Origin of the sequence: Planotetraspora kaengkrachanensis (assembly GCF_016862895.1) — a bacterium.
Classification (GTDB): Bacteria; Actinomycetota; Actinomycetes; order Streptosporangiales; family Streptosporangiaceae; genus Planotetraspora; species Planotetraspora kaengkrachanensis.
The window spans coordinates 40,718-58,969 of the sequence record NZ_BONV01000026.1; the positions used below are offsets into that span (position 1 = coordinate 40,718).

An 18,252-nucleotide genomic window follows, 5' to 3' on the forward strand; every position below is an offset into this window, starting at 1 on the left:
GCCGAGGGCGCCATGAAGAGGTGGGTGGCATGAGTCGTCATACGCTGTCCGTGCTGGTCGAGAACAAGCCGGGAGTCCTGGCGAGGGTCGCCGCGCTCTTCAGCCGGCGCGGGTTCAACATCGACTCCCTGGCCGTCGGGCCGACCGAGCACCATGACATCTCACGGATGACCATCGTGGTGAACGTGGAGGCCCTCCCTCTCGAGCAGGTCACCAAGCAGCTCAACAAGCTGGTCAACGTTCTCAAGATCGTTGAGTTGGACAACGTCCAGTCGGTGCAGCGCGAGCTGATGCTGATCAAGGTGCGGACCGATTCCGAGAGCCGGTCCCACGTCCTGGAGCTGGTCAACCTCTTCCGCGCCCGTTGCGTCGACGTCGCCCCGGACGCGGTGACGATCGAGGTGACCGGCACGACCGACAAGCTGGCCGCGTTCGTCAAGGTCCTGGAGCCGTACGGCATCAAGGAGCTTGTGCAGTCGGGCATGGTGGCTGTCGGCCGGGGCGCCCGTTCCATCACCGATCGATCGTTGCGGGCGCTCGACCGCATCGCCTAGCCGTACGCGCCGCACAGCCGTACGCACGTGGTCGGGCCCGTGCCGAGCGAGCGCGACCATCCGATTCCGAAAGGCAAGCAAGTGACTGAGATCTACTACGACGACGACGCCGACCTGTCGATCATCCAGGACCGCCACGTCGCCGTCCTCGGATACGGAAGCCAGGGCCACGCCCACGCGCTCAGCCTGCGCGACTCCGGCGTCGACGTCCGGGTGGGCCTGCCCGAGGGTTCCAAGAGCCGGGAGAAGGCCGAGGCCGACGGCCTGCGCGTGCTCACGCCCTCCGAGGCCGTCGAAGAGGCCGACCTCACGATGATCCTCGCGCCGGACCACATCCAGCGGCATCTCTACACCGAGCACGTGGCGCCGAACCTGGTCGAGGGCGACGCGCTGTTCTTCGGGCACGGCCTCAACATCCGCTACGGCCTCATCGAGGCGCCCGAGGGCGTCGACGTCGCCATGGTCGCGCCCAAGGGCCCGGGCCACCTCGTCCGCCGGCAGTACGCGGCCGGGCGCGGCGTTCCGGTTCTCGTCGCGGTCGAGCGCGACGCCACCGGCAAGGCGTGGCCGCTGGTCCTGTCGTACGCCAAGGGCATCGGCGGCACCCGGGCGGGCGCGCTGAAGACGACCTTCACCGAGGAGACCGAGACCGACCTGTTCGGCGAGCAGGCCGTGCTGTGCGGCGGCGTGTCCGAGCTCATCAAGGCCGGGTTCGAGACGCTGATCGAGGCCGGCTACCAGCCTGAGGTCGCCTACTTCGAGTGCCTCCACGAGATGAAGCTGATCGTGGACCTGATGTACGAGGGCGGCATCTCCAAGATGTACTGGTCGGTGTCCGACACCGCCGAGTACGGCGGCTACTCCCGCGGCCCGCGCGTGGTCAACGCCGAGACCAAGAAGGAGATGCGCCGCATCCTCGACGAGGTCCAGGACGGCCGCTTCGCGCGTGAGCTGGTCGAGGAGTTCGACTCGGGTCAGAAGGAGTTCAACAAGTTCCGCGAGGAGCTGGCGGGGCACCCGATCGAGCAGACCGGTGCCAAGCTGCGCCCGATGATGAGCTGGTTGAAGGGCGAGTAGCCCGCGGCGCCGGTATCACGCCGGCCCGACGCAGTGCGACGACGCGGCGCCGCCGATCTCGGCGGCGCCGCGTCGCGCTTTCAGCACTGGACGGGTTTGCGCCACGAACACTCGAGGTCGCCGCTCACGGGCGGGTTCACCCGAAGGACCGAGGCGCCGTCGACCGCGGTCGACCGCTTGAACTCGGCCAGCCGGACGGCGATCTTGTCTTCCAGGTCCTTCGGCGACCCGGAGAGGTATCCGTTGGAGATCACGGAGAAGACGAGCGGCTCGCCGTCGGCGCTGGTCACGTAGCCGGAAAGCGCCGAGACTCCGGTCAGCGACCCGGTCTTCGCGTGGACGTTCCCCGCCGCCGCGGTGCCCGCCATCCTGCCGCTGAGGGTCCCGCCGACGAACCGCTCGCTCTCGCCGGCGACGGGAAGTGAGCGGTACCAGGTCTGGAACCAGGGCTTGGCCCTGAGGTTCACCAGCAGCGAGGCGATGCCCGACGGCGTGAGGCCGTCGATCCTGGACAGGCCCGAGCCGTCGCGGAGCCGTGCGCTCGGGACTCCGTTGTTCTGCGCGAACGCCGAGGTCACCGCCAGTCCGGCGGCCCAGGTGCCCTGGCCGGAGACCTTGCGGCCCATTGCCTTGGTCAGGATCTCCGCGTGCATGTTGTTGCTCAGCTTCATGAACGGCACGAGGAGTTCGCCGAGCGGCATCGATCGGTGATCGGCCACCGTCGTGGCGTCGCCGGGTGCGGCCCCGCGCACGGTGGGGCCGTGGACGCGCACGCCGTGCCTGGCGAGTGCGGCACGGAACAGCGACGCCGTGTAGAGCGTGGGATCCCACACCGAGATCCAGTCCTCGTACCGGTCGGCCACGGTGCCGCTGATCACGACCGTGTTGGTGCCGTGCTCACGGGTGATGTCGGCATTGGTCGTCGTGCCGGTGACCGCCTTGTTGACGATCTTCAGGTAGTCGGTGGGCGGGGTGGTGGTGATCTTGGCGGGCTTGCCCGGCGCGCTCCCCGGGTCAGCCGAGACGATCACCGATCCGGCGTCGAAGTCGGTGTCCGGCGAGGTGGTCAGCGCGGAGATCTGGCCGGCGTAGTAGTACGGCTCGTCGTCCCAGGTCCAGTCGGCGCCGAGCCGTACGTCGTCGAACCAGGTGTCGTCGGCGACCAGGCGGCCGGTGACCTCCTTGACCCCCGACCGGGCGACCTTCGCGGCGAGCGCGTCGTAGTCGGCGGCGAGCATGGTGGGGTCGCCCGTCCCCTTCAGCACGAGGTCGCCCTTGATCGAGCGCCCCGGCTTGGACGTCGCGAGGACCGTCGTGCTGAACCGGTAGTCCAGGCCCAGCGTCTCGACCGCGGCGGCGGAGGTGACCAGCTTCGTGTTGGACGCCGGGATGAACAGCTTGCCCGGCTGGAGCGAGTAGAGGTCCTCGCCCGTCTCCGCGCTCTTCACGACCACCCCGGCCTGGGCGACCGCGAGCCGTGGGTCGTCGAGTATCTGGTCGAGGTCGTGCGTCAGATCGCTGACGCCGGGCGCCGGATCAAGAGCGCTCGCCGGAATCCCGGAACCCGCGACCCCCGCCACGAGAACCGCTCCCACGAGCGCGATCGAGCTTCGTCGTGACAACCGCACAATCAACCCCCAATGACAGGCCTTTCGCGATCATTGAGAATTCTCGACGGCACCTCAATACGGAAATATGCGTATCTGTTCCCGGATGAGGGGCGATCAGGCCTGCGCGGCCACCAGGAAGGCGCAGTCCCCGAAGGCGATCTCGTCGCCGGTCCGCACTCGCGCGGGACCGGCCAGCCGCCAGCCGTTCAGCCTGGTCCCGTTCATGGAACCCAGGTCGACCAGCGTCCACGAATCGTCGGTGTCCTTACGCAACTCGGCGTGGACCCGCGAGACCGTCAGGTCGGTCAGCACGAGATCGCAGGTCGTCCCCCTGCCGACGACGTAGCGGGCGCGGTTGTCCACCGGCAGGGCGAGACGCGGCAGGCGGGGCCGGCGCCACGCGGCCTCGACCCGGTGGGTGAAGTCCGACACCGAGCCGACCGCCTCCGTGATGCGCCGGCGCCAGCGGCCGCGGTGAGGCAGGTCGGCGATCAGCTCGTCCAGCTCGCCGCGGCTTCGAGCCCGCAACGCCATGTCGACCCGGCCGACGAAGGTCTCCATGGACAGCCGACCCTCGGCGGCGCGGTCGCGAAGCTCGCTGAGCGCACGCTCGCGATCCCCGTCAGAGGCGCGAACCGGGGGAGAACTCATGATTGGAGTATCCGACGCACGCGCGCGGAGTGTCCAGAAGATCCCTGCATTATCTCCTTTTCGGGGTGCTCCTGCCCGGGGTTCGGTCAGGGCTTGCCGAAGTCCTGCGTCCAGTACGGGCCGCCGGCCTTGGCGTAGCCGACGCCGATCTCCGTATAGGCGCAGTTCAGAATATTCGCCCGGTGCCCGGAGCTGTTCATCCAGCCGTCCACGACGGCGGCGGCGCTGCTGTAGCCCTTGGCGATGTTCTCGGCGGCGGCGGAGAACGAGTAACCGGCCGCCTTGATGCGGTCGACGAACGTCCTGCCGTTCTTGGAGTCGTGGTCGAAGTAGTTCTGTGCCGACATGTCGGCCGAGTGGCCGAACGCGGCGGCGCGGAGCTTCGCGTTGGCCTTGAGCGGACGGCATCCGGCCTTCGCGCGCTCGGCGTTGGTGAGGCGCACGACCTCCTGCTCGACGGCGGTGCCGACGGCGGAGGAGGAGCCGCCCGAGGAGGACCCGCCCGAGGTTCCACCCGATCCCGAGGTGCCCCCTGAGCTGCCGCCCGAGGGAGTCGAGCCGCCTGTGGGGGTGCTGGCGGGAGGCGCGGGGCAGGCCACGCGAATCTGCTTCGAGGTGCCGGTGTGTCCCTTCTGGTCGGTGACGGTCGTGTAGAACACGCCGTTCGCGCAGGGGAGGGCGACCGTCAGCTTCGCGTTGACGGTGGCCTTGGAAGCGATCTTCGTCATCCGGTCGTTCCCCGGCGCGACCCGCCAGACGCGGACCTGGAAGGTCGCCTTGTCGACGCAACCTGCGCGCGAGCCCGCCGCACGGATCTTCCCGTCGGAGGCGCGGGACGGCACCCCGGCGAAGACCCGGCAGTTCTTCCCCGCCGTCGCACTGGGGGAGGAGGACGGGGACGGCGTCGGGGTGGGGCTGGTGGAGACCTCGGCCTGCGCGTTGGCGACGGGCGCCGCGGTGGGGGTGGAAGTCGTCTGGGCGCCACAGGCCGCCAGACTTCCGACGCACAGGATCGCTCCGAGCGCTCTCTTCACGATCTTTCTCCAGTGGGGGTTCGACGCTGGATGCAAATCGCCATTATGGGGCGCTCGGACCGCATTTGTCCTGCTAAATCGCTCGTCTCTCTGAAATATCGCCCAAGTAGGACCGCCTCAGAGATCACATGAGTCACTCCGGACGCGGCCTACGGACGGCCTCTGGACCGTTTTCTCCAGCGGTTGTGCGCACCGCCGAGGACGCCTGATCTCGTTGGCGGGCTTGCCCGATGAATACTGAGTATGCATACTCAGTATTCATGTCGATCCGGCACGGACTGCTCGCTCTGCTACGTCAGGGATCGCGACACGGCTACCAGTTGCGCGCCGAGTTCGAGGCGTCGACGGGGGCGACGTGGCCGCTGAACATCGGCCAGGTCTACACGACGTTGTCGCGCATGGAGCGGGACGGTCTCGTCGCACCCGGCGAGCAGGACGAACAGGGCCGGATCGCCTACTCGATCACTTCGGACGGGCGGGCCGAAGTCGATCGCTGGTTCGCCACGCCCATCACCCAGACCGAACGGCCGCGCGACGAGCTCGCCATCAAGCTCGCCATGGCCGTCACCGCCCCCGGAGTCGACGTCGCGCAGGTCGTCCAGGCGCAGAGGACCGCCACCATGCGCACCCTGCAGGAACTCACCCGGAGCAAGCGGGGCCTGGACCCTCCGCTCGGCACCGCGCAGACGCTGATCCTTGATTCCAAGATCTTCCAGGCCGAGGCCGAGTTGCGTTGGCTCGACCACTGCGAGGCCTTCCTCTCCCGTAGATCCCTTCAGCACCCCCAGGAAAAGCAATGATCGATCGTGATCTGTCCCCCGTCCCACCTGCCGCCGAGGAAGACCCCGGTCGTGATCTTGTCGTGGAGTTGGCCGATGTCAGCCGTGTCCATGTCGAGGGGACGCAGTTCGTCCACGCGCTGAAAGAGGTCAGCCTGGAGATCCGGGCGGGTGAGCTCATCGCGGTGATGGGGCCGTCGGGATCAGGTAAGTCAACGTTGCTCAACATCGTCGGCGGTCTTGATCGGGCGACGTCCGGTGAAGTCATGGTGGAGGGGGAGCTTCTGGATCTTCTGCCGCCGTCGCGGCTGGCCGCCCTGCGCAGGCGGCGGGTGGGTTATGTGTTCCAGGATCTCAACCTCATTCCGTCGTTGACGGCGGTGGAGAACGTCATGTTGCCGAGGGAGCTGGACGGGGTCCGTACGGGGAAGGCGAGGCAGGAGGCCCGGGCGGTGCTCGGCGAGATCGGCCTCGCGGATCTGGCCGGCCGTTTCCCCGAGGAGTTGTCCGGGGGGCAGCGTCAGCGGGTGGCCATCGCCCGCGCGCTGGTGGGGGAGCGGCGGCTCATTCTGGCTGACGAGCCGACCGGCGCGCTCGACACCGCGGCGGGTGATGACATCCTGCGTCTGCTCCGCGCCAGGGCCGACGCCGGCGCGGCCGTCCTTCTGGTCACCCATGAGCCTCGCTATGCCGGGTGGGCCGACCGCGTCGTGTTCCTGCGGGACGGGCAGATCGTCGACTCGGCCGCGGCAGGCCTGGTGAGCGCGCGATGAGCGCTTTCAGGGTCGCGCTCCGGATCTCCCGCAGGAACGCGTGGCGGGCCAAGCGGCGCAGCGCGCTCATTCTCACCATGATCGCAATCCCCGTCCTCGTCGCGACGTGTCTCGTCACCATCCTGGACGCCTACGTGAGTTCGGACGGCCCCCTTGATCGGAGGCCTCTGGGCCGGGCCGACGTTCGCCTGTGGGGGTCGCCTGAATGGACGCATGTCTCCCAGGACAGACGCGGCAACAGCGAACGGCAGGAGTCGGCTGGGGACGCGAGACCGTTCACGGAGGCAGAGATCACGGGGATGTTCGGGCCCGGAAGCCGTACGGTCCGGATCGACGAGGGACCCCTTCGCTACCTGACTCCCCAGGGCTACACCTCCGAATACGTCGGTCAGGCAGACCTGCGGGATCCGCTCTTCCAGGGCACCTACCGCCTGGTGGACGGGCGGTTGCCCGACGCGCCGGGCCAGGTGGTCATATCCAGGGACGCCCTGCGCAGGGGAGTGAAGATCGGACAGACGCTGTTCGCCGGTCCGGGGCGCGCGCCGTTACGCGTTGTGGGAGCCGGTTTGTTATGGCCGACGTCGGGACCGCAGGCGAGCTTCATCGCGTTCCCCGGGACCCTGCCCGCCGGTCTCCTCCGGGGGCCGGAGACGACGGTGTCCTGGCTGGTGGACACGCAGAAGCCGGTGTCCTGGGCGGACGTCCGGAGTCTCAATCTGCGAGGGGCGATGGCCGTCAGCCGGGCGGTGCCCGATGAGTCGGCACCCGGTGACCAGTCCCATGTCGATGGTGAAACCGTCCTCTACGCAGTTCCCTGGATCGCGATGATGTTGCTGGAGGTGATCCTTCTTGCCGGAGCCGCGTTCGCGGTGGGCCAGCGGCGGCGGACCGGGGAGTTCGCCCTTCTCGGAGTCCAAGGGGGCTCGCCGCGGCAGCTCAGGACGGTCGCCCTCGCTGACGGGCTGCTCTTCGGCGTCAGCGCCTCGGTGATCGGAGCGGCTGCGGGCATCGTCGTGGCGGCAGTGGGTCTGCCTCGATTCGAGGACTTCTACGGGAAACTGGCAGGGACTTTCACGGTGCCCTGGGCGATCGTGGCGGTCATCGTCGCGATGGGCACCGCAGCCGGACTGCTGGCCTCCCTCGCCCCGGCCCAGCGCGCGAGCCGTACGAACCCTGTCGCGGTGCTCACCGGTAGGCGCGTACCTGGCAGGGACCGGGCGGGCCGGCCGGTGCTGGGGCTCGTGCTCATCGTCATGGGGCTCACCGCCACGGTCTTCGCCGCCAGTCATGGCGTCTCCCGGGTGGTCGCCGCGGCCCTGCTCACCCAACTCGGGCTGATCGCGGCGCTGCCGTGGCTGATCACCAGGGTGAGCCGCCTCGCGGGGATGCTCCCTTTCACGCTCAGGTTCGCCGTACGGGATGCGGCGCGCAATCGCGGCCGTACGGTTCCCGCCGTCGCGGCGGTGATGATCGCCGTCACTTTGTTGACCGGGTGGGGCGTGGCATGGAGGAGCGTTCTGTCCGATGTACCTGACCGGCCCCTCGGCTATTCTCTGGGACCCGCGGGGGGGTGGTGGGTCCGGGGCGACGAACTGGGCACCGAGCTGTGGGGCCGCGTCAGGGCCTCAGTCCGTGCGGCACTCCCCGCCGGGGTGCCGATCACCGAGGTGAAGTCCGTGGTGAGTGGATCAGACGAACAGGTCTTCGCGAATATCCTGATGCCGGAGACGTCGTCCGGTGAAGGGCGGATCTCCACCGGCGCCGCGGAGCCCGTCTCCCCGGAAGAACTACTCATCGGCGACGAGCGACTGCTCCACTACGTGCTCGGCCGGGATGACCCCGCCGCGGTGTCGGCCCTGCGCGAGGGGAAGGCCGTCGTCCTGGATCCAGCGGCCGTCCGTGACGGAAAGGTCGAGATCGATCTGCTGAAAGCCGGTGAGAGCAGCTCGGATAAGGGGCCTGCTCTGATCCTTCCCGCCATCGGAGTGCGGGCGAGCACGCGGACCTATGCGGACGTCGTCGTCGCGCCAGAGACGGTCACGAAGCACGGCTACACGACGGCCACCTCGTACCTTGTGGTCGATCCGGCCGACTTCCGGATGACACCGGATATGGCACGGCGGCTGATGACGGATCTGAGAGCCCTCACTCCGCAGGTGACGGGCCAGCTCGAGGCGCCGCAGACTCCGGACGACACCCCGATCCTCGCTCTGCTGGGGCCGGCCGCGGCGGTACTGGTCCTGGGCATGAGCTTCGTCGCCACCGCACTCGCGGCGGCGGAGGCCCGGCCGGATCTGGCGGTGATGTCCGCGGTCGGAGCCGCGCCCCGCACGAGACGGGCGGTGAAGGCCGGGCAGGCCCTCGTCGTCGCGCTGGTCGGCACGATCGTCGGAGTCGTCGCCGGCCTCGTGCCGGGTGTCGCCGTCAGATGGGCGCTGGCCAACCCGCCGGGGAGTGCGTCCACCGTCGGCGGCATCCGTGCCATGTATCACGCGTTGCCGATGATCGTCGTCCCGTGGAGCCTGATCGCGCTGCTGGTGGTGGGGCTTCCGCTGCTGGCCGCGCTCGTCTGCGCCGTGTTCACCAGGTCGACACTCCCGGCGCCCCGGCGCAGACCGGCGTGACGCCGGGACGGCGGTGTCAGGCCTCCGGCGCCGCCGTCTCCGGTGTCCCCTTCGGCTCCGGGGCCGGTTCCGAGGCGGTGATCGTGGCCAGGCGCTCGGCAGAGAGGTCGTACTTGAGGGTCATCCAGACGCCCAGGATGGTGATCACGGCGGGGATGGCGGTGAGGCCGACGATGACGGCGGTGTGTGCGCTCTCCGGCTGGGTCACCGGGTTCTCCGGGTCGGAGGAGATGAAGCCGCCCAGCGCCAGGACCGCGCCGTAGATCGTCGCGCCGAAGGCGGCGACCGCGTTCTCGGCGGCCGTCCACAGGCCGGTGAAGACGCCGCCCCTGCGTTCGCCGCTGACGGCGCCGTCGTAGGCGATCACGTCGGCCAGCATGGAGAACTGGAGGAGTTGCAGGCCCGCGTAACCGACGCCGACCACCACCACCGCGAGGTGGGCGTACAGCGAGCCCAGGGTGGGAGCGCCGACTGCCAGGAGGTCGCCGAGCGCGAACAGCGAGCCGGCGAGGACCATCGCGCCGCGCTTGTCCATCCTGCGGGCCAGCCACACCCACAGGGGCATGGTCACCAGCATGGGCCCGACGAGAGCGGCGAAGAGCGTGGTCTTCGCGTCAGGGTCGCCCAGCGTGTACGCGGCGAAGTAGGGCGCGCCCGCCAGCATCACGCCGGCGGCGAGGGTCTGGGCGGAGCTGAGCCCGAGCAGCCAGAGGAAGGGCTTCGAGGTCCGGGCCGCCCGCAACTGGGCCCGCAACGACCCCGCGGACTGCTGCTGACCGGTGAAGGGCGCCCGCGCCGTGCCGTAGAACGAGCCGATCATCGCGGCGAGGAGGATGACGGCGAAGACGATGCCCATCGTGCGGTAGCCGTCCACGGTGTGACCGGCGATGAGCGGCGCGACGATCCCGCTGAGCCCGATCGAGACCGCGATGAAGATCATGCGCCACTGCAGCAGCGACGTCCGCTCGTGGTAGTCGGTGGTCATCTCCGCCGGCATGGCCTTGTACGGCACCTCGTACAGCGCGAACCCCGTCGCGGCGATCAGGAACATCACGCCGACGAAGATCCCGGCCGGGACGCCCTTGAGCGGCGGGCCGATGAACATCAGGGCGAAGAAGAGCGGGAGCACGGCCGCTCCGGCGAGCAGCCACGGCCGCCGCGGGCCCCACCGTGACGTCGTGCGGTCCGACCACTGCCCGACGAGCGGGTTGGCGATCAGGTCCCAGGCCTTGGGCAGGAAGACCACGATGCCGGCGAGCAGCGCGGGCACCGCGAGCACGTTGGTCATGTAGTAGAGCAGGAGCAGCCCGGGGATGGTCGTGAAGTTCGCCGAGCAGAACGAGCCGACGGCGTACCCGAGGCGCACGCCGGTCGACACGTTCGAGGGGGGTCTGGCCGCCGCGGATACCATGCCGCAATTCAAGCCGAGCAAGCGCCCGACCGGAAGAGTTTCTAGATCGCAATCCGGGTACGGGAGCGGTGCTCAGTCCGTGACGTCGGCGCAGACGACGTGTGCTCCGAGCTCGATCATCCGGCGCTCGGTGTGGGAGTCCGCCACGCGGGCCATGAGCGCGGGCGCCTCGCTGGCCGCGAGTTGCGGCAGCTGCGCCCGGACCCGGCGGTGCAGGCTCTTGACGATGTCGTCCGCGGACGGTGTGTGCACCTTGACGTGCAGCATGATCCCCGACGAGCCGGCCGCGGTCCGCGCCTCGGAGATCCACACGTGGTGGACCAGCGGGAAATCGCGGAGCATCTCGCCGATCGCCACCCGGAGGGCGGGCAGGATCGGATGGTTCGTCCGGCGATAGCTGGGATCGACCACCGGCGCGGCGGTCGGCGCGTGCTGCCGCGGCGCGGGCACCCACGACGACGACACGGGGGCGGACGCCGGGACGGGTGCGCTTCGCGGCATGTGCGCGCTGGTGATGGCCGCCATGGCCCCCGTGGCGTACGCCGCGGGGACAGGGGTGGTCTGCCTGTTCAGCGCGGGTGTGGGGCCGGTGCGGGTCGTCCGGAGATATCGCTGGAGGTCCTCGATCGGCACGGCGGCCGCCGCGGGGCCGGCGGCGTCGATGACGACCTCCCGGACTCCGGTGACGCGCTGGATGTCGAGGATGGTGTCCGCGTCGCAGACCGACAGGGAGTGGCTCCCGTTGTGCCGCGCGTAGGTCGCGGGTCCGGTGTAGCCGAGCAGAACGCGCTCGCCGTTCTGGGTAGTGCCGAGCACCACGGAGCGGTCGGGCCGGACGGCCACCAGGATGCCCCACTCCGCCAAAGCGGCAAGCAACTCCTGGGGTCCGCCGTGCTGCGCGAGCACTTCGCCGAGGGAGGGGTTCCCGATGCTCATATGCTGAACGATAGGTAGAGAACCATGGCTTAAGCAGGCTAATCGTCAAGATTGGGTGCTTTCAATACCAAGACGACCGCTGTACGGATAGGACCGGTCCAAGTTGGGTAAACAAGCCCACTAGTGCCCACATCGGCACAGGCCTCACCGTTCTCTGTAGTCACAGGAGACCCCCGGCCCCGGCGCGCCGAACCCCTGCCTTCGTGGAATCCACACGGGTTCCGTCTCGGATGGCGGATCGCTCGTGAGAGCTTTCACAAGCTCCGGCTAGACTCGCGCGTGTCCGAGCCGTCGCACTTCCGAAGGACTGACCAGTGACTAGGCCCGTCGTACTTGTCGCAGAAGAGCTCTCCGATGCTGGTCTCGCCGTCCTCGGCGCGGACTTCGAGGTCCGACATGCCGACGGCGCGGACCGGGCGCAGCTGCTGCCCGCGCTCGCCGACGTGGACGCCGTGATCGTCCGCAGTGCCACCCAGATCGACGCGGAGGCCGTGGCCGCGGCGCCGAAGCTGCGGGTCGTCGCCCGTGCGGGCGTCGGACTCGACAACGTCGACGTCGAGGCGGCGACCAAGGCCGGTGTCATGGTCGTCAACGCGCCGACCTCCAACATCACCAGCGCCGCCGAGCACACCGTCGCCCTGATCCTCGCCAGCGCCCGCAACGTCGCCCAGGGCCACGCCGCGCTCAAGGACGGCGAGTGGAAGCGCTCCAAGTACACCGGAGTCGAGCTCGACGGCAAGGTCGTCGGCATCCTCGGCCTCGGGAAGATCGGCCAGCTGGTCGCGCAGCGCCTGCAGCCGTTCGGCGTCGAGCTCATCGCCTACGACCCCTACCTGCAGCCGGCCCGGGCCGCGCAGATGGGCGTGCAGCTCGTCTCCCTCGAGGAGATCCTCGAGAAGTCCGACTTCATCACCGTGCACCTGCCGAAGTCGAAGGAGACCGTCGGTCTCATCGGCGACCGCGAGCTGCACCAGGTCAAGCCGTCCGTGCGCCTGATCAACGTCGCCCGCGGCGGCATCATCGACGAGAACGCCCTCTACTCCGCCATCAAGGAGGGCCGCGTCGCCGGCGCCGGCATCGACGTGTTCGCCAAGGAGCCCTGCACCGACAGCCCGCTGTTCGAGCTCGACCGGGTCGTGGTGACGCCCCACCTCGGCGCCTCCACCCACGAGGCCCAGGAGAAGGCCGGCACCCAGGTCGCCCGCAGCGTGAAGCTCGCGCTCGCCGGCGAGTTCGTGCCGGACGCCGTCAACGTCCAGGGCGGCGCCGTCGCCGAGGACGTCAAGCCGGGCCTGCCGCTCACCGAGAAGCTCGGGCGCATCTTCACCGCTCTCGCGGGCGAGGTGGCGACCCGCCTCGACGTCGACGTCCGCGGGGAGATCGCCGCCCAGGACGTGCGCGTGCTCGAACTCGCCGCCCTCAAGGGCGTCTTCACCGACGTGGTCACCGACGCGGTGACCTACGTCAACGCCCCGCTCCTCGCCAAGGACCGCGGTGTGGTGGTCGAGCTGGTGACCAGCTCGGACAGCCCCGACTGGCGCAACGTGATCACCGTCAAGGGTGTACTCGCCGACGGCCGCACGGTGTCGGTCTCCGGCACGCTGTCCGGTCCCCGGCAGATCACCAAGATCGTCGAGGTCAACGGCTTCGCGATGGAGATCGAGCCCACCGACCACCTGGCGTTCTTCACCTACACCGACCGTCCCGGCATCGTGGGCATCGTGGGCCACCTGCTCGGCGAGCACAGCGTCAACATCGCCTCCATGCAGGTCTCCCGGAACGTGAAGGGCGGCAAGGCCCTCATCGCGCTCACCGTCGACTCGGCCATCCCGGCCGAGGTCGTCGAGCAGATCGGCGCCGAGATCGGCGCCGACAGCGGCCGTACGGTCGACCTCGAGGACTGAGCACCGACCGGCGGCCCCGCGGCCGCCGCCGAACACCCGAACAGGGAGCCGATCGCCGATCGGCTCCCTGTTCCGTTTTCCGGGTCCCTCACGTGACCGGCCTCATGTAACAGGTGGGATCCAGGAGGCAAAAGAGACGAACGTGCCTGGTCAGGCCGGTGATGCAGGTGAGACTTCATCTCAGTAAGTGAGATGCTAGGTCGTCCTACAAGATACTGGGGTAACCTGACTGGTGATGACGCGCCAGGTGTTCGTACTCCTTACCTGCCGCGGCGGGGCCTGATCATGGCAGGCCGGCGACCCGCCGCGGTGTGCGGCGCGTGCCGGCCAGTGGCTTCTCGGTTCCAGGGCGTGTGATCCGCGCCGGAGCTCGAAAGTCATGAGCCCCGGGTTCGCGACCGGAATCCGCCTCCCAGCATTCCTTTCCTGGAGATGAGATCCGCCATGTACGAGATGTATCCCTGGAATCGGCCAGAAGACGCGGAAGACGAGGCCGCCTCCGCGCTGCAGACCGCCCTCGACCGGCGTGACAACGGCGGCTCGCCGCAGCGCTGACCTTCACCGGTCCCCGGGGGCACGCCCTCACATGATCGGCCGGGTGGCCGGCGTGTCCCCGTCCAACGCCATCGCGATCGCCCCGTAGAGGGGCGCGTCGTCCACGAAACGCGCCGGCACGACCTCCGGCGGGTACGGCACGGCCTGCCGTACGGCCTCGCGCAGGCGGGGCATGATCGACGAGGCCGCGCCCATCATGCCGCCTCCGACCACGACGCGGGACGGGTCGAGCGTGACGCAGAGGTTGGCCACGGCGAGCCCCAGCGCGTCGAGGGCGTCCTCGAGCAGGGTCCGCACGCGCGGCTCGTCGCCGCGCTCGAACAACTGGGCCGCGGTCACCGGACTGCCGAGCAGTTCGGTGCCGCGTTCGGCCAGCGCGATCCCGGAGACGTACTCCTCCAGATGCGCCCGCGCGGCGTCGGGCTCCGCTCCGTCCTGCACGCGCGCCGCGACCGCGGCGTGTCGGGGGACGCGCAGGTCGTCCGCGTGACGGGCGAGGTAGGCGATCTCGCCCGCCGCGCCGTGCGAGCCCCGGGCCACCCGGCCGTCGACGACGAGCCCGGCCGCGAGCCCGGTGCCGAGGTTGAGGTAGATCCCGTCACGCACCCCCGCGAGGTTGCCCCACCTCAGTTCGGCGGTGGTCGCGGCCTTCACGTCGTTGGCGACGTACACCGGCGTCCCGCCGAACTCCTCCCGCAGCAGCCCGGGCAGTGGCAGCCCCTCCCACCCCGGCACGTTGGGCGCGAGCCGTACGACGTCGTCGCGGACGATGCCGAATGTGGACACGCCGACCGCGACCAGTTCTCCGGCCCGCGAGGCGAGCAGCGCACGGCAGGCCTCCACGGTGCGGCGCACCACCTCGGCCGCCCCTTCGAAGCCGCGGGTCTCCAGGCGCGTCACCTCCAGGACCGGTAGCGTCGCCCCGGGCGCTCCCGTGGCACCCGCCGGTGCCACGGTGAGCGCCACCTTGGTGCCCCCGAAATCGATGCCCAGCACGTGGGGGAGCGGCCTCGCGGTTCCGCTCACGTGGTGCTGCCGCGCCGGGCGAGCGAGTCGATGGCCACGGCGAGCGCGAGGACCGCGGCGGTGACCATGTACCTGACGGAGGAGTCCACGCTCAGCAGGAACATGCCGTTCGTGATCGACTGGATGACCAGGATGCCGAGCAGCGCCGCGTAGGTCCGCCCACGGCCGCCGAACAGCGACGTTCCGCCGATGACCGCAGCGGCGATCGCCATGAGGAGGATGTCGCTGCCGCCCGAGCCCTGGTTGACGGCCGACAGGCGGCTCGCCGACAGGATGCCGCCGAAGGCCGCGAGCGTGGACGACAACACGAACGCCAGCACCCGGATCCGGGTCACGCTGATGCCCGCCCGCCTGGCCGCCTCGACGTTGCCGCCGACGGCGTACATCCACCGGCCGAAGGCCGTGTGCCGCAGCACGAGGTCGAAGGCGACCACGAGCGTGCCGAAGATCACCAGGAGGAGCGGCACGCCCCGGTCGGCCGACATGACCAGTACGGCTCCCGCCAGCACCGCGGTCAGCGCGCCGATCTTGACGGCGGCCCACCACGCCGGCGGCACGGGCAGCTCGGCCGCGAGCCGCAGCCGCCGGTTGACCAGGCTCGACCCGCCGGAGGTCAGGACCAGCAGAGCGACGATCGTCCAGGCGAGCCAGGCCGGCAGCCAGGTGTCGCTCAGCTTGGCGACGAAGCCGTCGAAGGGCAGGTTGACGATGCCGCCCTCGCCGAGCAGGTAGAGCAGCAGGCCCTGCCAGCCGATCAGACCGGCGAGCGTGACGACGAACGACGGCATCCTGAGCTTGGTGAACATGATCCCGTGCAGGAGGCCGACCAGCGCTCCGGCCGCCAGGGCGACGACGATCGCCAGGATCGGGTTCCAGCCCTGCCGTACGGACAGGATGGCCATGACGACCGCGCACAGGCCGCTGACCGATCCCGCGGACAGGTCGATCTCGCCCAGCAGGAGCACCATGATGATGCCGAGCGAGATCGTCCCCGTCGCCGCCATCTGCAGCGCGAGGTTCGTGAGGTTCTCCGGGGACAGGAAGTGCTCGTTGAGCGAGCCGAAGACCACGGCGATCGCGACCAGGGCGCCGACCACCGGCCAGGCGCCGAGGTCCCCGTGCCGCAGCCGCTCGACCGCCTCCTTCGGCGTGTACGGCTTTCGCGTGACGGTGGCGGCGTTCATGCGGCGGCTCCGGTGATGGCGGCCACGATCGACTCCTGGGTGGCGTCGGCCGTGCGGAACTCGCCGGCGTTGCGGCCGAGACGCAGCACGACGACGCGGTCGCTGACGGCGCGCACGTCGGCGAGGTTGTGGGAGATGAGCAGTACGGCGAGGCCGCGTTCGCGCAGCCGCCTGATGAGGTCGAGCACCTGGGCGGTCTGCTCGACGCCCAGGGCGGCGGTCGGCTCGTCGAGGATGACCAGGCGGGGCTCGCCGATCAGCGCGCGCGCGATGGCCACCGACTGGCGCTGGCCGCCGGAGAGCATGGCCACGGGCACCCTGATGTCGCGGATGCGCACATCGAGCGAGGTCAGCAGGTCACGCGCGGATCGTTCCATGCGGATGTGGCTCAGCAACGACCACTTCCGGCGTTCCGCGCCGAGGTACAGGTTGGCCACGACGTCGAGGTTCTCGCAGAGCGCGAGGTCCTGGTAGACGGTCGAGATGCCGAGCCGCTGGGCGTCGTGCGGGTTGCCGATGTGCGCCGGCTCGCCGTCGATCGTGACGCCTCCGGAGTCGGGGCCGACCACGCCGGCGATGACCTTCACCAGGGTCGACTTGCCGGCCCCGTTGTCGCCGACCAGGGCGACGACCTCGCCGGGGTGCAGGTCCAGGCTCACCTCCTGGAGAGCCTGGACCGCGCCGTAACGCTTGGACACGTTTTTCGCGGAGATCATCTACTGGATGCCCGCCTTCGCGCACGCGTCCTTGAGCTCCGGTGTGCAGATGTCGGACGCCTTGTAGAAGCCGTCCTTGACGATGGTCCCGGCGATCTTGTCCGCGGTGACGGGGATGGGGTCGAGCAGGAACGAGGGGATGCTCGCGGTGCCGTTGTTCATGGTGGTGGGCGCCGTGGGCTTGTCGCCCTTGGCCAGCGCGACCGCCAGCTCGGCCGACTTCTCCGCCTCGGCCCTGATGTCGAGGTAGATGGTCATGTACTGGTCGCCGCTCAGGATGCGCTGGACGGCGGCGAGCTCGGAGTCCTGGCCGGTGATCGGCGGCATGGTGCTGTAGCCCGCGCGCTTCATGGCGGCGATGGCGCCGCTGGCCATGCCGTCGTTGGCGGACAGGACGCCCACGATGTTCTCCCGGCCGAGGGCGGTGATGGCCTGCTCCATCTCCTGCTGTGCCTTGTCGGGGCTCCAGTCGGGCGTGTCGAACTCCCGGCCGATCTTGACCTTGCCGTCGAGGACGTTGTGTGCGCCCTTCTTGTAGTCGGCCGAGCTGGGGTCGGTCGGGGAGCCGTGGATCATCACGATCTGGCCCTTGTCCACCGTCCCGGCCGCGGTCAGCGCGTCGAGCAGGCCCTGCCCCTGCATCTCACCGACCCGGACGTTGTTGAACGACACGTAGTAGTCGTAGCCGATGCCGGAGATCAGACGGTCGTATGCGATGACCGGCACGTTCTTCTGCTTGGCCTGGTTGACCAGCGGGGCCACGGCCGCGGCGTCGACCGCGTCGAGCACCAGCACGTCGGCGCCCTGGGTCAGGGCGGCCTCGACCTGCTGCTGCTGTTTGGTGGCGTCCTGGTCGGCGTTGGAGTAGAGGAGCTCGCAGTCCGCGCAGAGGGCCTTCACCTTCGCCTCGAACAGCGGCCGGTCGAAGGCCTCGTACCGGGTCGTCTTCGACTCGGGCAGGAAGAGGGCGATGGTCTTGCCGCCGCCGCCCTCCTCTCCTCCGGGCTGCGTGGAGCCCGTGGTCGAACCGTTCCCGCATGCCGCGGCGAGCAGAAGCGCCGCGGCGGATATGGCAGCGGATATGGCCGGCGTTCCTCGACGCATTGGACACGATCCTTTCTCACGACCCGGGGGGTTGATAAGAAAGGTAATTTACTATCAGGTGGGATGACTAGGGGTTGGGGAAGATCACGTTCGCGGAGGCCGCATGGTGCAGGGCGATCCACTGATGATCAACTGGCCCGCCTTCCGCGGCGGGTATGTCAACCTTGGGAACGTGGTGAGTATGAGCGGCGGGACCGCCAACACGACGAGCCTGCTCAGGGTGATGAACGAGCGGGCGGTGTTCGGCGAGATCTTTCGGCTCGGCAAGGTCTCCCGGCCCGAGCTCGCTCAGGCCACCGGGCTGTCCAAGCCGA

At 69.4% G+C, this 18,252-nt stretch carries 15 protein-coding genes; 6 read left to right on the top strand and 9 right to left on the bottom strand.

Going from position 1 to position 18,252, the window contains the following annotated elements; genetic code table 11:
• The first annotated feature begins 29 nt into the window (after positions 1 to 29).
• Both ilvN and ilvC read left to right on the top strand, forming a co-directional pair.
• Positions 30 to 554 (top strand): acetolactate synthase small subunit, encoded by a 525-nt coding sequence (gene ilvN, locus Pka01_RS25235; protein ID WP_203885356.1) that lies wholly within the window; start codon positions 30 to 32, stop codon positions 552 to 554.
• A gap of 90 nt (positions 555 to 644) precedes the next feature.
• Complete coding sequence (ilvC, locus tag Pka01_RS25240; protein WP_203885482.1) at positions 645 to 1,631, top strand: ketol-acid reductoisomerase; 987 nt, start codon at positions 645 to 647, stop codon at positions 1,629 to 1,631.
• 80 nt (positions 1,632 to 1,711) lie between these two features.
• On the opposite strand, the gene dacB is transcribed toward ilvC, so the two are convergent.
• The 3 genes from dacB to Pka01_RS25255 all read right to left on the bottom strand — a co-directional run bounded on the left by dacB (position 1,712) and on the right by Pka01_RS25255 (position 4,926).
• Positions 1,712 to 3,259, bottom strand: a complete 1,548-nt coding sequence (dacB, locus tag Pka01_RS25245; RefSeq protein WP_203885483.1) for a D-alanyl-D-alanine carboxypeptidase/D-alanyl-D-alanine endopeptidase — start codon at positions 3,257 to 3,259, stop codon at positions 1,712 to 1,714.
• A gap of 96 nt (positions 3,260 to 3,355) precedes the next feature.
• Positions 3,356 to 3,892 (bottom strand): FHA domain-containing protein, encoded by a 537-nt coding sequence (locus Pka01_RS25250; protein WP_203885357.1) that lies wholly within the window; start codon positions 3,890 to 3,892, stop codon positions 3,356 to 3,358.
• 86 nt (positions 3,893 to 3,978) lie between these two features.
• A complete protein-coding gene (locus Pka01_RS25255; RefSeq protein WP_203885358.1) occupies positions 3,979 to 4,926 on the bottom strand; it encodes a CAP domain-containing protein in 948 nt (315 codons plus the stop codon).
• Between the two features lie 260 nt (positions 4,927 to 5,186).
• Here Pka01_RS25255 and Pka01_RS25260 point away from each other — a divergent pair, with 260 nt between their 5' ends.
• From Pka01_RS25260 to Pka01_RS25270, 3 genes are read left to right on the top strand one after another with little or no spacing between them, the layout of a single operon-like run.
• Entirely contained in the window at positions 5,187 to 5,726 is a 540-nt protein-coding gene (locus Pka01_RS25260; protein ID WP_203885359.1) for a PadR family transcriptional regulator, read from the top strand.
• A complete protein-coding gene (locus tag Pka01_RS25265; RefSeq protein ID WP_203885360.1) occupies positions 5,723 to 6,478 on the top strand; it encodes an ABC transporter ATP-binding protein in 756 nt (251 codons plus the stop codon). The genes Pka01_RS25260 and Pka01_RS25265 overlap by 4 nt, the downstream gene beginning before the upstream one ends.
• A complete protein-coding gene (locus Pka01_RS25270) occupies positions 6,475 to 9,102 on the top strand; it encodes an ABC transporter permease (RefSeq protein ID WP_203885361.1) in 2,628 nt (875 codons plus the stop codon). The genes Pka01_RS25265 and Pka01_RS25270 overlap by 4 nt, the downstream gene beginning before the upstream one ends.
• A gap of 16 nt (positions 9,103 to 9,118) precedes the next feature.
• On the opposite strand, the gene Pka01_RS25275 is transcribed toward Pka01_RS25270, so the two are convergent.
• Positions 9,119 to 10,513, bottom strand: coding sequence for an MFS transporter (locus tag Pka01_RS25275; RefSeq protein ID WP_203885362.1), 1,395 nt, complete (start codon positions 10,511 to 10,513; stop codon positions 9,119 to 9,121).
• 72 nt (positions 10,514 to 10,585) lie between these two features.
• Positions 10,586 to 11,449 (bottom strand): hypothetical protein, encoded by an 864-nt coding sequence (locus Pka01_RS25280; protein WP_203885363.1) that lies wholly within the window; start codon positions 11,447 to 11,449, stop codon positions 10,586 to 10,588.
• A gap of 314 nt (positions 11,450 to 11,763) precedes the next feature.
• On the opposite strand from Pka01_RS25280, the gene serA reads away from it, so the two are divergent.
• A complete protein-coding gene (gene serA, locus Pka01_RS25285; protein ID WP_203885364.1) occupies positions 11,764 to 13,353 on the top strand; it encodes a phosphoglycerate dehydrogenase in 1,590 nt (529 codons plus the stop codon).
• 582 nt (positions 13,354 to 13,935) lie between these two features.
• Here serA and Pka01_RS25290 read toward each other — a convergent pair.
• From Pka01_RS25290 to Pka01_RS25305, 4 genes are read right to left on the bottom strand one after another with little or no spacing between them, the layout of a single operon-like run.
• Positions 13,936 to 14,934 (bottom strand): ROK family protein, encoded by a 999-nt coding sequence (locus Pka01_RS25290; RefSeq protein WP_203885365.1) that lies wholly within the window; start codon positions 14,932 to 14,934, stop codon positions 13,936 to 13,938.
• The gene (locus Pka01_RS25295) at positions 14,931 to 16,118 is read right to left on the bottom strand and encodes a sugar ABC transporter permease (RefSeq protein ID WP_203885366.1); all 1,188 of its coding nucleotides are present in this window, start codon (positions 16,116 to 16,118) and stop codon (positions 14,931 to 14,933) included. The genes Pka01_RS25290 and Pka01_RS25295 overlap by 4 nt, the downstream gene beginning before the upstream one ends.
• The gene (locus Pka01_RS25300) at positions 16,115 to 16,834 is read right to left on the bottom strand and encodes an ATP-binding cassette domain-containing protein (RefSeq protein WP_203885367.1); all 720 of its coding nucleotides are present in this window, start codon (positions 16,832 to 16,834) and stop codon (positions 16,115 to 16,117) included. Before Pka01_RS25300 ends, Pka01_RS25295 begins: the two co-directional genes overlap by 4 nt.
• Positions 16,835 to 17,938 carry a sugar ABC transporter substrate-binding protein gene (locus tag Pka01_RS25305; RefSeq protein ID WP_203885368.1) on the bottom strand — a complete coding sequence of 368 codons (1,104 nt, stop codon included), beginning with the start codon at positions 17,936 to 17,938 and terminating at the stop codon, positions 16,835 to 16,837.
• Between the last annotated feature and the right edge of the window lie 314 nt (positions 17,939 to 18,252).

Excerpts from the sequence above, each read along its gene's own strand:
- ilvN (WP_203885356.1), top strand. The coding sequence starts at position 30 with ATGAGTCGTCATACGCTGTCCGTGCTGGTCGAGAACAAGCCGGGAGTC.
- Pka01_RS25250 (WP_203885357.1), bottom strand. The coding sequence starts at position 3,892 with ATGAGTTCTCCCCCGGTTCGCGCCTCTGACGGGGATCGCGAGCGTGCG.
- Pka01_RS25260 (WP_203885359.1), top strand. The coding sequence starts at position 5,187 with ATGTCGATCCGGCACGGACTGCTCGCTCTGCTACGTCAGGGATCGCGA.
- Pka01_RS25265 (WP_203885360.1), top strand. The coding sequence starts at position 5,723 with ATGATCGATCGTGATCTGTCCCCCGTCCCACCTGCCGCCGAGGAAGAC.
- Pka01_RS25270 (WP_203885361.1), top strand. The coding sequence starts at position 6,475 with ATGAGCGCTTTCAGGGTCGCGCTCCGGATCTCCCGCAGGAACGCGTGG.
- Pka01_RS25275 (WP_203885362.1), bottom strand. The coding sequence starts at position 10,513 with ATGGTATCCGCGGCGGCCAGACCCCCCTCGAACGTGTCGACCGGCGTG.
- Pka01_RS25280 (WP_203885363.1), bottom strand. The coding sequence starts at position 11,449 with ATGAGCATCGGGAACCCCTCCCTCGGCGAAGTGCTCGCGCAGCACGGC.
- Pka01_RS25295 (WP_203885366.1), bottom strand. The coding sequence starts at position 16,118 with ATGAACGCCGCCACCGTCACGCGAAAGCCGTACACGCCGAAGGAGGCG.
- Pka01_RS25300 (WP_203885367.1), bottom strand. The coding sequence starts at position 16,834 with ATGATCTCCGCGAAAAACGTGTCCAAGCGTTACGGCGCGGTCCAGGCT.
- Pka01_RS25305 (WP_203885368.1), bottom strand. The coding sequence starts at position 17,938 with ATGCGTCGAGGAACGCCGGCCATATCCGCTGCCATATCCGCCGCGGCG.